Source organism: Sinomicrobium halophytocola (assembly GCF_052983395.1).
In genome coordinates this window covers 20,778-36,787 of record NZ_JBRKIT010000027.1, presented here as the reverse complement: position 1 = coordinate 36,787, position 16,010 = coordinate 20,778, and the positions used below count along the sequence as shown (strand labels likewise).

Below are 16,010 nucleotides of genomic sequence, written 5' to 3'. Positions count from 1 at the left end.
ATTTGAGTTTAATCTGTTTCTTTTTCTGATGGAAAACCTACGTGCGGAAATCATTAGCTTTCATTTATCCGGATTATAAGCAGGTTTTTTCTGTTTCTGACAGGACTGTTTTTACAGAGATCTGAAATATAGCATCTGTTAGTTGTTCCAATGGATGTACGGGGCTTCATGTATTATTCTATTTTTATAATTATTGCTTTTGAATACATCACGTCAACAGGTGTATTGCCTTGTCTGCCGGGTCTCATTTTCGGGATGTGGCTTATGACTCTTCTCGCTTCTTCTTCTAACCGTTTGTGGGGCGCACGGATACGTAACACGGAAACTTCACCGTCAGTTCCCACCTTAAATTCCACGTAGACACCTTGTATTCCGGACAAGCCAAGCCCTGTAGCCACAGACGCCCTGAACCTTCTCTGGATCACTTTGTCTATACCATTTGCCAGACAGGCTTTTCGCTCCTCGTTATTTCTAAGGTCTTCACATCCGGGGAAAACAGGTACAGATTCTATGATATCTACCGGTATATAAGTATTCTTTACGGCAGACCTGATCTCTCCGCCAGCCAGAGGTAAATTCAAGACTGATTTTTCATCACTATCTTTCGTATTGCCTTTTATTTGCGGGGTTATCTGCGCTACTTTAATACTGTCCATCAACATTTCACCGAATATTTTCTGACTTTCCATTTTAGCCAGTACGGTCTTCGCATTTTTTACGCGAAAGACCCACACCCCGCTGTTATTCAATTCCCGGGCATGTTTTTTACGCTGGTTTATCGCCTCTTCCCAGGTATCATATTGCTTCACATATACATAATTGAGATCGTTTTCCGGATTTTTGAAGGAACCGGCTTTCCATCCCTTATTTCTCAGGGTATTGATATATTTATTAAGATTGGATTCACTTTTAAATACATTGGCTATGATGTAATACCCGTCTTCCACATCCATAAGTGTTGCGGTTTGCGTACGGATATTCTCCTGTTTTGCGGCTGCTTCGAAAAGAAGGTCTTCGATATCCGGTCCCTGATTTTGTATGGCAGACATGGTCACAACAGTCTTGGATTCTGTCAACGTGTCTTTTACAGGCTCTTCTTCTTTGGCCAGGGCCAGACGTATCTCTTCCGCTTTTTCTGCCTGGTCTATGGAGTCCTTTATCTGCCTTCTGCGTTCCGCCGTAAGACGGGTGTCTCCCAGTTGCTGATGTCCGAGACCACTTTTCTTCTGCTCCTGTAGTTTTACACTGTCTTTTTCCTGTGTTTGTACAACCTGCGGAACCGCCGGCGGTTGTGCTGTTGAGGCCACAGCTTTTTCAGAGATCTCCTTTGTTTGGCTTATAGTTTCCCCGGATGGATTTTTAGTTTTTTCTTCACGCTTTTCTTCCGGAGTTCCGGCCGTTGTGGAAACCACAGGCTTTTGTAGTCTGGGCCTGACCGCGGGACGTTTCCTTTTTGTATATATGTGACGGGGTGGAGTCTCGGAAGGCTTAAATGCATAGGACAAACTGAATTCGTGGGTGGTGCCGAAATTCGCAATATTTTCGCTCAGCCCTTTTTCGACCGTATATCCCAGCGATAAATGGCTTGTAAGATTAAACCCTACACCTGCCGCAGCTCCGTAGAGGTCATCATATCCTGCCTGAAGCCATCCCAACCGGGGGAAGTTTACAATAAGGCTTGCTCCGGGGAAAAAGTCTTCTCCCGTCTTTCTTCCCCTGAGCATCGTAGTCATTTCTCCATCCTCAAATACACCGCTAAGCGTCTCCATTTTGAGGGTATGCATCACATGTGCAGAAAATATTTTACCGGAATTACCACTTATATAGGACTCATAATTGGTGAGATTGAAGTTTACTATATTTTCTGCATATACCCCCACATCAAAACTGTGGAAAGAGAGGTTTAATCCGGGATGAAATGCTATAAGAGAACTATTCTCCATATTTTGCAATGCCGGATCCTGGTTGTCGGAAGCAAAAACACTTCCCCAATTAATTCCGCTCCGGTAATATGCGACATTGACACCAAAAGTAAGCGTACTGTAGTCCGCAACCTGAATGCCATAAGCATAATTGGCCAGAAGACCGAAATTATCTATAACTCCCAGCCCCTGCTGAAACAAGCCAAGCCCGAAGCCTGTACGCTCGTTTATTTTTCCGGAGAAATTTGCCAGGTATACTTCGGGGGAATTATCGTATTCCGCCCATTGGTTTCGATGATGAAAACCTATATACGTATTTACGGGACCAAGAGCGGAGAAGGCCGGATGTACCAGGTAGCGATTATACCTTAACAGGTTTTGAGACGGGATCTCAAAAGAAAGTACGGGACCGGTCTGCTCGTTCTCCTGGCTGAAACAACAGGGAACACTTAATAACACTAAAAATATAAGGGGTAGTTTTTTAAGCATATTTTCAGTGTATTAAAGTTATGGTCCCCTGTCGAACCACTTCTTTTTCCTCTTTCAATATCCTGTAGTAGAAAACCGGTTTATTACTGGGGTAGGTCATGGTAGATTCCGGCCAGTTATTCTGGTATTCCGTGGTCTGAAGCAATAGCGTTCCTTCGGGACTATAAATGGTGACTTCTACATCCGGGTTAAATGCATATATATTAGGTAATACCCAATGGTCATTTATTCCGTCATTATTAGGGCTCACTATATTGGGTATGATATAACTGTCCTGGTATTCTACGGTAAATTCACGGACCACCTCGCAATTGCCCAGGTAGGCGAAAAGTAATACTTCATCTTCCTGGTCTATTGTTAAGGAATCGGTATCGGACAGAAGCTCGTCATCTCCATTGTACCAGGCATAAGCGTCTCCCCCGGATGCGGTAATGGTCTTTGAAGTACCTTCGGGGATAATGATCCTTTCGGGAGCATCAACTTCTATAACCGACTCGTCAAAAGGATGTATCACCAATTCGTTGGAGAATACCGTACATCCGTAAGCGGATATACCGAGCCTGTAGGTCCCTTCTTCCTCTATATCGAGTGCCGTAGTATTTTCGGATATTTTTTCCCCGTCTTTATACCAGGCGTAGGTATAATCGGTATTTCCGGTACCTGTAGTAATATTAATGGTTATTGATCCTCCACAAAGGATATCGTCAGAAGCTTCGATGGACACAGTTTCCTCCAGTCTCAGTTTCAGGTCTACGGCATTGGATATAATATCGTCATCTTCGAATGTGGCTTTTAACGTATAGACTCCGTTATCCGAAGGTTGATTTACAGTTAACGCCGTTCCGGTCCTGCCGTCGAGGTAACTGCCGTTTCGGTACCATTGATAGTTGAATACATCTTTATACGTATCATACACATCAAGGGAGGCACCGTCTTCTGTCTCTGCAAAAATGCCACTCAACCTGAGTGTAGCTTCAGCATCCATACAGGGGTCATAATTGCCATCCGGCGCTATAATAATTGTAAAACCCTGCGGATGAGCAACTTTAATCTCTTGTGAAAACGCTTCTATGGCACACCCGGAAGTTTGTTTCACTCTTACTTTATAAATCCCCGTTTCGTCTATAGTTATAGAAGCAGCAGTACTCCCGGATATCGGAACGTTATCCTTATACCAGGTATACTCCGGACTAATTGCCGTAGTAGATGCCGTTATCATAATGTTTTCTCCGGGGAATAACAATACATTACTCGCAGCATCGGTACTTACGGATACGGACGGAACTGTTACCTGTACCGTATTGGATTCTGTCACACACCCACTCTGGTTTTCCAGACGTAACCGATATTCTCCTGACGGGTCAGGCCCGCCCAGGGAAAGTTCCGGTAAGTATCCGGGGCTTCCAACTTGTTGCCCGTCTTTAAACCAGGTGTAAGTATAGCTTGGGTTATCGATATCCGTAACGAGTACAGCATCGTCTTCCGGGCATATATCCAGTGTAGGTTCTCCGTTATTAATGGATACTTCCAGTGCGCCGCCAACCGATACGTTAACTATGTTAGAGGCCGTATCGGAAGAGCAGTACTCACCATAATCTACCATCGCATAATATGTTCCTTCCTGAGATACCATTAAAGAAGATCCTTTTTCTCCGGGAATCTCCATTCCACTACGGTACCATATATAAGAACTTTCATCCGGGTAATTATAGGCGGAAAGTTCATAGGCTCCCCCGTCACACAATTCCACATCACCGACTACGGACCCGTTTATGACGTTGATGGTAAGAGACTGATTTACTTCCCTATAGTAAGCAGGGAACTTATCACTTGAAGAACTGAATTTTTGCGGACTTGTACTTCGCACCCTTACACGGTACTCATCTCCTGCAGTGGTGTCCGGAAAACCGAATTCAAAATCAAAATCAAATGTAGTATTCATATCACTTACCCTGGCTAATTCCGTACTACTTGCAAAATCTCCGTTGGCATCGGATAATTCCAGGATAAATTCGTTCGAAGAATCCACTAATGGCGGATCCCAGGAAAATGACACGCTGTATGTATTAAAACCAGCAGAAGCGCAAGGAGTTTCAAATTGTGGCTCGGGCTTATAAAGGGTCTGTGCATATGAAAAACACCACCCCCCGGCTACGAAGAGCAACAAAAACAGCATGTATTTTTTGACAAGGTGTGGTAATTTTTTATCCATAGGCATCATTTGGGTTGTTCCGGACAGCATGTTTTGTCACATCCCTGTAAACAAAACCACACTCCGTCCGCATATGTAATAAGAGAAAAAAACCCGGTAGGCCTATTATGTCTGGAAAATTCATACCTGTAAACCAAAGCAACACAAGAACCTACCGGGGCAAGTTACCAACAACTTGATTAACCCTTATTACTACAAAATACAACTGATGAAACATGTTGTCTTTTGGCAGATGTAAAAGTATTGGTAGCCCCTGAGGTTTACACTGGAATTCATATAGAATTACTTCTAACAGAGTGTAGAACTTATTCTAGGTTGTTTGTAGAACTTATTCTAATTACTCACATAAAACACTTATTTACATAGACATACAAGTATACTATCATTACTCTCAAAATATATCGAGATTGGAGGTTAAGGATATTTAACTTCGGAATTGTGCAGATAAAATTCTTTTAGTAACCCTCATATTGGTCCATAACTTAGAGATCAGACCTCAAAAATCGGGTTTGAAAATGCCATTAGTACATGACAAAATTCAATTCCGCAAGATTTACCTCAATTTTTGACCCCGTCCCTAAAGGGAGAAATCGAGGAAAATCGGGTTCCCTTTAGGGCCAGGGTAAAACTGATTTTCCGACAAATAGTGCCAAAATCTAATTTTGTCATGTACTAAAATTATATGATAGTAAGGAGCCGGGAAAGCCATTATAAAGATCTCCAGGGCGGGTCACACAACACCACAGATACCCGCCTCCGGAAGATCATAAAATACTTAAAAAAAACGTTCACTGAACACGTTAAAGAAGGGGTTGGGCAAATTTGACATGTTTATATGTTCCGGAAAACTGGCAAGCTAATCCAAAACTCACATCTCCTGCCTTGCCTTCACCCGCCCTTCTTTCGACAGGAAGAACAGAAAACAATCTTTGCAAGGCAGTATCTCTTTTTTCGTATCAACCCCACAGGCGCGGAACAAGGGAAATACCGCTACAACCCTGTTCCGACAACCAACCGGGGCCGACTGAAAGGCTAAAGAATCGTCATATTTTTTTAAATCGGGAAAAATCCGATTCCTTGTACTACAATTCAAGGGAATAGAGATGCCAAAAAACTCAAAACCAACTCCTTTTATCCTCCTGGTAAGTCCTGTAAAATTCTTCGTCGGACATAGCCAGGTAAAGTATCCCTTCTACAAGACTTATCAAACCTCCGAACCCGAAGGTGATCATAGTAAATACCAATTGAACGATTCCTTCCTTTATATAACCTAAAACAAATTTATGTACTCCAAAAGCTCCTAAAAGAATTGCCAGTATACCGGCAAGTAATCTTTTATTTCTGCGTTTGCGCATGACCAGTTTTTCTCTTGTTTTTCCGGAATTATCCTTTTCTATTCCGCCGGGAAGAATCTCTGTTTTCATAGTATTCTTATAATTTGCAAACTATTTCCGGTACCTTTCAAAAGATGAAGCGAAGTTAGATCATATTCTGATTTTAGAAATAAAACCGAAGTAGAACAAGTTCGAAACACGTCTAGAACTTGTTCTACTGCCCATGGGGTAAATATGTTTCTGGGGCATGAGTCCATGAGACCAGATCGATGTACAATATTCCATTAACCCGCTCCTTTAGTAAAAAATACTTATGATTTTCTTAAATCAGCCACAAAATTCATTATATTATCCTTGCTTTGCTAAAAAATAATTAAATTTGAGACTGTTTGGATCTTCTCTGGTAAGCTATAAAGTCCGAAACTTACACAGCAGTATAAAAGAGGTAACATCTCTTGCCTGCTGAATTAAATATATTAACATAAAACTACCCTATGAAAAGAACACCGCGGACCAAAGTTCCGGAAGGAGAAGGTATCCCCTTTGAAGTACCGGAAGTCCTGGACAGGCTTAAAGAATACCTGGACATCCGGACCAATACGGAATTATCGGATATATTAGAGGTAAAGCCTAATACGATCTCTACCTGGAAAAAAAGAAATACCCTGGATTATCCTCGTATATTGTCCGTATGCCAGACATATAGTATTGACATAGATAAAATATTCTTTAATAAGCAAAAGAGTGAGGCATCTGCCGGAATGACTGGCGATAAAAATGCCTTCAGCATAGTTACTGCAGACGACCATTTCCAATATGTTGCGGAGTCGGGCAAAAAAGACTATATAGACTCCCTGCCCAAATTCTCCTTCCCTTTTATCTCCGGGCAAAACATCAGGGCCTTCCAGGTTGTGGGTTCCTCAATGCACCCTGTCTTAAAAGAAGGTGACTACGTAGTCGGAGAATTTGTGGACGCAGATACTTCCGCACTTAAAAACGGTAGCATTTATGTATTGGTAAGTTCAGTAAAAGGAATCTATATATCCCGGGTTCAAAAAGATGCATCAACCCCGGAGATCATTCATCTCAGCAGAGACAATGAGCCTAAAAACACCTTTACTGAGTTGGAGATGGCCTCAGGTGAAATTGTTGAAATATGGATAGTAACATCGGTTTTTTCATTAGATCTCATAGGTAGAGGTAACAGTAAAAAAGGAACCCCTAAGTCATAAAGCCCGTTTAAAACTATCTGTTTCTCTCTACGAATTCCGCTCTCTGTCTTCCAGTTTTTTCCGAAGTTCGTCAAACTGTTCCTTACTTTTCATATTTTCTGACGGGGATCGATCACACGACAGATCCATATCTTCCCAGTGCTCTTCCATCCAGTATTTTACTTCTCCTTCCAGGTTGGGATCGTTTATCATTTTCGCCAGTTGCTCAAACTCATTGCGGGTTATAGTATTTTCTCGAAATTTTTTCAGCAATTTTTCCAGCCTCCAATGTTTACTTGCATCTTCTCTCATTTCCCCGTGAAATTTTTAACCCAATGGGTTATACCAATTATGTTATTATATTTACTTTCTTCACCTTTAGTGATTACCATTTGATTTTTCCCGGGTACACCAAAAAACTACCAACTTCTTGTACCTAGAGCCCATTACGAAAACCTAGTATACCAGGCAGCCCCGCAGACTCAGCAGTTAGATTTGGTTAAGTTTTTCCGCAAAGACGCTAAGAATCTGCAGCCTTTGCAAAGTAGTAAGTAATGGATTTTAAATGTGTGCCTCTCTAAAAATCAAATAATACACTCCTCTTTTTACCCTTCCCTTATGGCTCCCATCAGTTCCATGGAAAAATTATCCATGGCCTGGACATAAGCCACTTTGGAGATGACCTTCGCCCCTATTTTCTTTTTTTCAAAAGAGGCCGACAGTCCGAAATCTACCCTCCGGAACCCCAGGCTACCCGCTCTTATTACCGTCTGGTACAACATTTGGCGGTATAGCTGGTATTCCCGGGCATACCTATAATCCATTCCAATAAAGGCGGGAACATAGGTTTGGTTTCCGTTCTTATAACAAAACATAACCCCTACGGGTATGTTATTTTCTGGCCCATTATATTCCTCCTTCAGGGAAAGTTCCATGAATTCCCAAAAAGGATGCTCAGACATGATCTTTAACAATTTTTCCGGGAAGGAGAACATATTCAGAGCATAATTATTATGTCGCACATTTTCGAAGAGCCGCATATAGACTCCCGCTTCTTCGGTAGTAACGGTCTCTTTGAAAGCCACGTTAAAAAACTTTTCGTAAGGCTTAACTTCTTTTCGGAAATGCTTCCTGGAGCGGGAAGACAACGATGCCACATACTTTTCAGCTCCCTGCCAGGACAGGTTTTCGACCACGCAGGAATCGGGCATTGCCATTTTTATAAAACCCTGGTTGTGGAATACACGGGTCAGATGCTCCTCATCCGCAAAATCCCGTAATACTGTCATAGAGGTGTCCTTCTTTTCATCTAGGGTTTCCAGTTTTTCCAAAAGAATCCTTACGGCTTCCCGCCATTGCAGATGTGTGCTGTCCAGGTAGCAATGCCGCCCCTCCGTAAACGGGGATCCCATACCCAGCACAAGGGAAGTGAGGTAATACGGATCCTGTTGTCTCTTTTCTTCCAGCTTTACGGAAACCGAAGCGGGGGCCAGCATATCGTCTTTCCACAACGCCAAGGTAAAAAAGGTGGCCAGTACAGGGATTCCGTCTTTATCCCTGATTACAAAATAATAGAAGGACCAGTTGTGCTCTGGCCTCGTATTACCGCAAAAGGCTTTTTCCAGGAATTTAAGACCATACCAGTCAAAGACCCCGTGACCGCCAAACCATGTATTCCATTCTTCTCTATCTATCCGGTGGACGGTACTTTCCATTTGTAAGGTCAGGGGTCCGGTTTCCACCTCTTCCGGTATGGCCTTTGTTACCGGCATCCGAAATGCTCTTCTCACCCTGTCGATCGTAGTATGGGTTTCCTCCAGGGCTTTGGGATAATGGTATACCATCGCTTCCACAAGCCGTTCCATATCTTCTTTTTTATTATGCCTGGATATGGTGATCCGCAACCCGGTATTTTTTACCGGCACCGCCGGAAATATTCCCAGGTTTACAAAAAGCCCCTCCTCCATCAATCGCCTTACCATTGTATAACCGGTTACAGGCATCCCGGTACCTATATAGAATACCGGGGAATCATTATGTTTTATTAACGGAAGTTCCGTTTTTTCCAGGAGCTGATTAAAATAGCTGATCTTGTGATACAATTCATCCTGTAACCTGTAAATTTCCGGGGAGAGATGAATATCTGCAGACGCAGAAGCAGCAGCCACAGAGGCCGGTTCAAGCTGTGCCGAAAAAGTAAGAGGTCCACCAAAATTCCTTATTTTCTCATACATTTTCTTATCCGGACAGACCAGTACGGCGCCACTCGCTCCAAAAGTTTTACTGAGGGTACCAAATAACAGGACATTCTCCGGAAGTTCACCCAGCGTATGCAAAACATAGCCCGTACCATTCCTTCCTGTCCAACTCATTCCGTGGACATCGTCAAAATAGAGGTGCAACTGCGGGTATTTATTACAAAGGACCATGAGTTCGGTAACCGGTGCATAATCCCCGTACATAGAGTAAACCCCATCTGCCATATACCATATTCTCCGGCATTTTGAGGACAATTCCTTTATCTTATCTTCCAGCATATCCAGGTTGTTGTGCCGTATCATTTCTACGGGCACGCCGCGCACTTTGAGAAGTTGGGTAGCATTCTGCACACTCCAGTGCACCTGGTGGTCCAGGATCACGCCATCTTCATCTCTCACTGCCGTTGGTATTACCCCAATATGCCCCAGGGTACTGTTTTTGGTGATGATCGCCAGATACCCGTACATGGCCCGGACTTTGTCTTCCAGCTCCCTGTACAGCGGGTGGGAAATATAGGTCTTGGAAAGGGGAAACTGTGTGCCGAATTTAAAAATGGCCCGGGCAGCAGCATTCTTAAGACGGGAATCCTGTTCCAGGCCAAGATACCCGGTAGTACCAAAATGCAGCAAATCCCTGTTGTTTACCTTAATGTTCCTGCCGTTAAAGCTCTCGCCCTGGGCATAAAGGTGCAGCACACCTGCTTTGATGCCATCCGAGAATATCTCGTCCACCGTATCCAAAAAGTTATTATGTTTTATTTTTGCCATCCCTTTTCCCTTTCTGCCGGAACATCATAAAATGATATCCCGGCTGTCCGTTTCTCACATATTTCCAAACCATAAAAATTACCCCTATTTAGCATACCCTGTTTGCCTATATCTTAAAATAATCCCTCTCAGATAATAAAAAATCCCTCTCAGATAAGTATCGTTTCATAATTCACCGTTTATAATAACCCGGGTACTTGTAAATTGCACCCTATAGATAAAATTTGTTAAATTGCCAAATAATATACCCTACCAATTATGATGTATTTTAAAGATTATAACCCGGGCGTGCCCTGGTTCGAAAACAAGTATGCCTGGTACTGGATAGACCGGAACATTCTTTATTTTGTGTATAAGCCCAACACTGTAATCGACCTGGATGCGGCTATAACCATTGTCGCAGACAGGCTGAAACTCCAAAAAGAGAAGAGTTTCCCCGTATTTTGTGACACCAGCGGCCTCAAAGAGGTCCGAAAAGCTGCCAGGGATTTCCTCGCCCAGGAAGGATCTGCACTCGCCAACGCGGTTTCCATATTAGCGCCTTGGTATGTCAGCCGTGTCATATCTGTATTCTATATCAAGGTAAGCAGGCCCCTTGTCCCAACAAAAACATTTACCGATAAGGATAAGGCGCTGCAGTTCCTGGAATCTTTTATATCGCCATGATCCCGGCGGACAGAGGAGAGATAAAATTGCATAAACAACCTATAGTATACAATTTATAATTCACCCCTTTCTTCATCACCCGGCTATCACACGATATAGCCCATTATCACCTATAGAAAATACCGGGATACTATGTAACGCTTCCGACATAGTTATCGGACTTATCGTTCTCATAACTTTTTAAACCCACCCCTAATGATACATGAGGATCACCATAAAGAGAGAATACAACGCATTAACCGGATGCTTCTTGAAGTAGCCGGTGGTAATTTTTCCTACCACATTGAAAGGTCTAACCACAACGACGAACTGGAGGCACTGGTTGTACAGGCTAATATGATGACCGAAGAACTCCGCGAATCTGTACGCCACCAATCCTTTATGAACTACAATGAGTCCTATAACCACATCGCGCAAATGGCTTTTGTGCTGGACAGTGATTTTCATATCTTCAGTCTTAATCCCCTGGCATCAGATATTCTCCTGTTTGACCAGGGCGAAATGCAAGGCAGGCCCCTCGACAGCTTTCTTACGGAAGAATCCAAGCCTGTCTGGGCAGATTTCCGGTCTTCTTTAACCCAAGACGAAAAGTGCAGCCATATCCTTGAACTTTCTTTCAAAGCAAAAGAATTCTTTATTGTTCCGGCTATCTGTTCCATATCCACACTGCTCAATCCAAACAACAAGGGTTGTATACTTGTTACGGCCATAGAAACTATATTGAGGAGTGAGGAGACCGAAAATGAACTTCGCCGCAAAGCTGAACAAGACAAAAACGCCAACGACCAGGTTTCCGGGAATACGCTTCGTATTTCTCTCAGCGAATCGGACTTCCAAAAAATAGGGAAGGTCCGTGAATATATTGCCAATAACCTGAAAAACGCTGATTTTTCCATTAAGGAACTGGCCCGTACACTAGGCACCAATGAATTTAAGCTGAAATATGGTTTTAAACAGCTCTATGACACTACTATATTCCGTTATTTACAGAATGAGCGACTGCGTAAGGCACGTCTCCTTGTTGAGCATTCCAAACTACCACTAAAAAACATTATGGAGATGACAGGGTTTAAAACTGCTCCTCACTTTTCCAGGGCGTTCAAAGAAAAATACGGCCAATCGCCAAGTGAATTTCGCAAACACGGAGGAGCGCAAGATAAGTAACATCGCCACAAACCGGGAAATTTTAAAGAACGAAATAAGCAACCAGAGGTTTAGAAAGGCAATGAAATTGCCGGGTTATTAAGTTGATTGAGTTATTTGGCCACAATTCTATAACCGAATGGTTAATAATTCAAAGTCCTGCACTAAAAGCGCATAATTAAAGCTCTAAAAACCGGGACTTCTAAGGTCAAACGACCGTCCCGGTTTTCTTCTCTGGTGCTGCTTAGCTAAGGCAAGCTAAAAAAATTCACACGGTAAATGCTACAGGTTTTACTTACATATGTAAAATTCTCCCTAATAGATAAGCAATACTTCCCCATGGATAAGAGAATGTAAGATTGCGCTTACTATACATGTTAATGTTATTTCAACCTGTGGTTTTATATATAGAAGTTTGTTAAATTGCTGTGAAAAATGCCCCAATAAAATTATGATAACATACCAAGATTACGAACATGATCCACGTTTTGTGGAAAACGAATTTGCCCGGCTGTGGATACAGGACAACATCCTATTTTTTATTTATAAGAGTGATGCCGTGATACACCTGGAAGCGGCAAAAAAGATTGTAAGAGACCGCATTACATTTCAACAGGAAAAAGCATACCCGGTGTTTTGCGATATCCGGTATGTGGGTGATGTGGATAAACAGGCCAGGGACTTTCTCGCCTGGGAAGGTTCTGCCCTGGCCAAAGCCGTAGGCGTACTTACCGAACCACCACTTACCAAAGCCATGGTGGACTTTTACGTCCGGAAAAGCAAACCTCGCGTTCCCACCGGTGTGTTTACGGAGAAAGATAAAGTACTCGAATTTCTACAGGGATTTCTTTGATATAGGTTTTTAGTGCTATAGTAGCCTCAAAAAACATATGTTCTGTATCTTATTTAAAGTCCAAAGGGCTCCTCCTTTCATCCCGATGGTTATCGGGATGAAAGGAGGAGCCTTGAAATACTGAAAAGGAAATAGACAAATACTTAACTAAATGACATTGCTCTCTAAAGGGAGCAAATCAAGGAAAATCCATCTAAATTGGATCTTATCATATACCAAAACAAAAGCTCCTTATTGTCTAAATAACAATTATTATGTAACTTAGCAACATAGCTACTTACCTTTTAGACGCTGCCGTGTAATTCCGGCATACAGATCTGAAATAAAACAAAAGTTTTATTAGCAAAGGCAATATGTTCCCTCCATCATTGCCAGAGAACATTTAATTTTTTGAGTTATACATAATATTTTCAGCCATACCAGGCAAAAGGTATCAATGCCCTGCACTCACCGGCGAAATCGTTGCGAGCCTTGTGGTAAAATCCACCAGGTTCGCAAATAATCCGCAAAGGGCACAAGAGGTTTTTGTATAACGCTGTTAACTTTCAAACCAACCTATTATGTTTAGTAACGAATCCAACAAAGAACGAATAAAGAGCATCAACCAGATGCTTATAGAAATAGCCAACGGGAATTTTGCCTATAAGATCCCGAGAATAAGCTGCAATGACGACCTGGAAACGGCAGGCATGCTGTTGAACATGATGGCCGAAGAACTCCGCGAGTTTTTCCATCATTATGGCTATGTAAACCCCACCGACTCCTACAAGCACATTGCCCAACTTACCTTTACCCTGGATGAAAACCTCAACATATGCGGCGTTACACCCCAGGTTTACGACATCCTGCTGTTTAAACATCACGATATAGTGGGCCGCCCTTTCGCCCGTTTCCTCACCGAAGAGTCCAGGGCCGAATGGAACAAATTAAAACCTCAAATGTTCGGGGATAAAGAATATCACCATACGGTAGACCTTTCCTTTAAAGCTCAGCAGTTCTTCATTGTCCCCGTTACCTGTTCCGTCTCCACCCTCCTCAATGCCGACAACCGGGGCATTGTACTGGTCACCGCCATAGAAACCGTACTGCAAAGCGAAGAAACCGAAAGAAAACTACTGCATGCCATAAAGAACAGCAACAAAAAGAAGAAGTCCGGTAAAAAAGGGCATGCCACACTCTCCGGTGCAGATATAGAGATCATCCAGGAGGCCCGTGACTATATTACCCGCCAAATCGACCAGCCCTCGTTTTCTCTTAAGAACCTGGGCCACACCCTGGGGACCAACCAGCAAAAACTCAAAATAGGTTTTAAACAACTCTACGGCACCACCATGTTTAGCTACCTCATCCGCGAACGCCTCCGTACCGCACAAACCCTGCTCCGGCATACCCAAATACCCATTAAGGTAATTGCGGAAATGACCGGCTTTAAAACCGCCCCGCATTTTACCAAGGTCTTTAAGAAAAAACTAGGCTATACCCCCTCGGAGCTAAGAGAACAAAGTGCCCGTGAAGAAGAACAATAATAACGCCAGGCAACATAAAAGCAAATACCTTGCGCCCCTAGCGCACTCCTTTGCGTACTTTGCGGTTATCTCTTTTTAGGCATCTTTCGCCCCTCGGAAAATTCCTAACGGATAAGCATTTCTCCCCGAGAGATAAGCCATCTTAAAATGTAATAGCTACTTTTACAGGGTATTAAACAGAACAAACGACCATAAATTATCGTTATAAAACCACCCCCATGAACGATACCATTTACATATCCCTTTTGCTTTCTTTAGAAGCATCCCCGGAATACAGAAATATTTCCTTTCTCTCAGCCATTTTATACAAAGCCGTGAGCAGCCCGCTGTATCTGGGTAGATTTGCAGCCAGGCTTTCCAATAGCGCTCGCGGCTTTCTTTAATACCCAGGAACCTTTTGCTATTTGGAATTTACCACAGAAGGAAATCCTTTATACAGAAACATGGCAGTGCTAACAAAAATATCTATAATACCTCTATTGCCCGTGTGTGCCCCGTGAACAACTTCTTGCCTCTTGCCACGGGGCATTTTTTATGGTTTAACCACAATCCCGATATTATCGGGACGCAAAAGTGGGCGCTAGGCTCGCAATGTTGTAATAATTTTGATGTTCGTGTGCTATTTTAAGAGACCTCTAGAAAAACAAAACATACCATTTTAGAGATACACTCCAATAAAAGATATAACCTTCTACATAAAACATAAAAGGCTCTCCCATGCAATGAGTCTTGTCCATCAAAGGAGGAGGAAGGTGTCACACCTCCGGTGTAACGGAAGGTTAGAAACCCCAAACATTTAAACTTTATACCCCACCATTCCAATAACCACAACAAAATACCCACAACCCGTATACTGCAACACCCATAACAAAAAAATCCGTGTATCCGTGGCAAACCTGCAACCTCTACAACTAACAACTCCCCAACTAAAAAACTAAGAACTATCCAAAAAACTTCCTAAAAGATAATTCTTTCTCCCTCATAGATAAGTACTTATAATTTTAGCTTCTTAATTTTACATCATTAAATAACCAAAAAAACTAACAACTAATCAACTCCAAAACTAAAAACTCCAGGACTCAGAACCACAAAACTAAACAACTAAGAACTATAAATAACCATGAAACGTATAGTCTCCACATTAAACTATATAGTACAAAAAAACAGACACACTATTATAGAAATCATCTGTTACCTCTTTGTCATTCTCTTTGTGTATGCATCCGTGAGTAAGTTTGTAGATCATGAAACATTTAAAGCTCAACTCGGCCAATCTCCTATGCTTACAGCTTTTGCAGCATGGATTGCGTGGATAGTCCCTATTTCGGAACTATTGATTTCAATTCTACTGACCATTCCACGTTTCCGACTCATAGCTTTGTATGCTTCCTATACCCTCATGGTGCTGTTCACCACCTATATTATTACTGTATTGAATTTCAGTTATCATGTGCCTTGCTCATGTGGCGGTGTACTGGAAAAGATGGGATGGACGGAACACATTTTCTTTAATATGGCCTTCATAATATTAGCTGTAATAGGAATTATACTATTGACCAGAAAAGAAACTCCCAAACAGGAAACATCCAATGAGCTAATACCCGCGACTTAACCAAAAGAATAAGAAA

Annotated in this window: 12 protein-coding genes; 7 read left to right on the top strand and 5 right to left on the bottom strand. The window is 42.4% G+C overall.

Annotated features, from left to right (window positions below; genetic code table 11):
- Positions 1 to 173 precede the first annotated feature (173 nt).
- From ACVBDY_RS10415 to ACVBDY_RS10405, 3 genes are all read right to left on the bottom strand, one after another.
- Complete coding sequence (locus tag ACVBDY_RS10415; protein ID WP_447175419.1) at positions 174 to 2,411, bottom strand: PorP/SprF family type IX secretion system membrane protein; 2,238 nt, start codon at positions 2,409 to 2,411, stop codon at positions 174 to 176.
- 4 nt (positions 2,412 to 2,415) lie between these two features.
- Entirely contained in the window at positions 2,416 to 4,623 is a 2,208-nt protein-coding gene (locus ACVBDY_RS10410) for a T9SS type B sorting domain-containing protein (RefSeq protein WP_447175418.1), read from the bottom strand.
- Between the two features lie 1,115 nt (positions 4,624 to 5,738).
- A complete protein-coding gene (locus ACVBDY_RS10405) occupies positions 5,739 to 6,047 on the bottom strand; it encodes a TM2 domain-containing protein (protein WP_447175417.1) in 309 nt (102 codons plus the stop codon).
- A gap of 404 nt (positions 6,048 to 6,451) precedes the next feature.
- On the opposite strand from ACVBDY_RS10405, the gene ACVBDY_RS10400 reads away from it, so the two are divergent.
- Positions 6,452 to 7,189, top strand: a complete 738-nt coding sequence (locus ACVBDY_RS10400) for a LexA family transcriptional regulator (RefSeq protein ID WP_447175416.1) — start codon at positions 6,452 to 6,454, stop codon at positions 7,187 to 7,189.
- Positions 7,190 to 7,216: 27 nt separating this feature from the next.
- On the opposite strand, the gene ACVBDY_RS10395 is transcribed toward ACVBDY_RS10400, so the two are convergent.
- Entirely contained in the window at positions 7,217 to 7,480 is a 264-nt protein-coding gene (locus ACVBDY_RS10395; protein ID WP_447175415.1) for a hypothetical protein, read from the bottom strand.
- Positions 7,481 to 7,773: 293 nt separating this feature from the next.
- Complete coding sequence (locus ACVBDY_RS10390; RefSeq protein WP_447175414.1) at positions 7,774 to 10,194, bottom strand: aminotransferase class I/II-fold pyridoxal phosphate-dependent enzyme; 2,421 nt, start codon at positions 10,192 to 10,194, stop codon at positions 7,774 to 7,776.
- A gap of 258 nt (positions 10,195 to 10,452) precedes the next feature.
- Between ACVBDY_RS10390 and ACVBDY_RS10385 the strand changes: the two genes are divergently transcribed.
- From ACVBDY_RS10385 to ACVBDY_RS10360, 6 genes are all read left to right on the top strand, one after another.
- On the top strand, positions 10,453 to 10,860 hold the full coding sequence (locus ACVBDY_RS10385) for a DUF7793 family protein (RefSeq protein ID WP_447175413.1): 408 nt from the start codon (positions 10,453 to 10,455) through the stop codon (positions 10,858 to 10,860).
- Between the two features lie 195 nt (positions 10,861 to 11,055).
- On the top strand, positions 11,056 to 12,024 hold the full coding sequence (locus ACVBDY_RS10380) for a helix-turn-helix transcriptional regulator (RefSeq protein ID WP_447175412.1): 969 nt from the start codon (positions 11,056 to 11,058) through the stop codon (positions 12,022 to 12,024).
- 430 nt (positions 12,025 to 12,454) lie between these two features.
- Positions 12,455 to 12,856, top strand: a complete 402-nt coding sequence (locus tag ACVBDY_RS10375) for a DUF7793 family protein (protein WP_447175411.1) — start codon at positions 12,455 to 12,457, stop codon at positions 12,854 to 12,856.
- Between the two features lie 560 nt (positions 12,857 to 13,416).
- The gene (locus ACVBDY_RS10370) at positions 13,417 to 14,382 is read left to right on the top strand and encodes a helix-turn-helix transcriptional regulator (RefSeq protein WP_447175410.1); all 966 of its coding nucleotides are present in this window, start codon (positions 13,417 to 13,419) and stop codon (positions 14,380 to 14,382) included.
- 218 nt (positions 14,383 to 14,600) lie between these two features.
- Positions 14,601 to 14,765 (top strand): hypothetical protein, encoded by a 165-nt coding sequence (locus tag ACVBDY_RS10365; protein ID WP_447175409.1) that lies wholly within the window; start codon positions 14,601 to 14,603, stop codon positions 14,763 to 14,765.
- A gap of 737 nt (positions 14,766 to 15,502) precedes the next feature.
- Positions 15,503 to 15,994, top strand: a complete 492-nt coding sequence (locus tag ACVBDY_RS10360) for a MauE/DoxX family redox-associated membrane protein (protein WP_447175408.1) — start codon at positions 15,503 to 15,505, stop codon at positions 15,992 to 15,994.
- Positions 15,995 to 16,010: the final 16 nt, after the last annotated feature.

Coding starts and splice junctions, on each gene's coding strand:
- ACVBDY_RS10370 (WP_447175410.1), top strand. CDS start 13,417: ATGTTTAGTAACGAATCCAACAAAGAACGAATAAAGAGCATCAACCAG.
- ACVBDY_RS10375 (WP_447175411.1), top strand. CDS start 12,455: ATGATAACATACCAAGATTACGAACATGATCCACGTTTTGTGGAAAAC.
- ACVBDY_RS10360 (WP_447175408.1), top strand. CDS start 15,503: ATGAAACGTATAGTCTCCACATTAAACTATATAGTACAAAAAAACAGA.
- ACVBDY_RS10400 (WP_447175416.1), top strand. CDS start 6,452: ATGAAAAGAACACCGCGGACCAAAGTTCCGGAAGGAGAAGGTATCCCC.
- ACVBDY_RS10385 (WP_447175413.1), top strand. CDS start 10,453: ATGATGTATTTTAAAGATTATAACCCGGGCGTGCCCTGGTTCGAAAAC.
- ACVBDY_RS10405 (WP_447175417.1), bottom strand. CDS start 6,047: ATGAAAACAGAGATTCTTCCCGGCGGAATAGAAAAGGATAATTCCGGA.
- ACVBDY_RS10395 (WP_447175415.1), bottom strand. CDS start 7,480: ATGAGAGAAGATGCAAGTAAACATTGGAGGCTGGAAAAATTGCTGAAA.
- ACVBDY_RS10410 (WP_447175418.1), bottom strand. CDS start 4,623: ATGGATAAAAAATTACCACACCTTGTCAAAAAATACATGCTGTTTTTG.
- ACVBDY_RS10365 (WP_447175409.1), top strand. CDS start 14,601: ATGAACGATACCATTTACATATCCCTTTTGCTTTCTTTAGAAGCATCC.
- ACVBDY_RS10380 (WP_447175412.1), top strand. CDS start 11,056: ATGATACATGAGGATCACCATAAAGAGAGAATACAACGCATTAACCGG.
- ACVBDY_RS10415 (WP_447175419.1), bottom strand. CDS start 2,411: ATGCTTAAAAAACTACCCCTTATATTTTTAGTGTTATTAAGTGTTCCC.
- ACVBDY_RS10390 (WP_447175414.1), bottom strand. CDS start 10,194: ATGGCAAAAATAAAACATAATAACTTTTTGGATACGGTGGACGAGATA.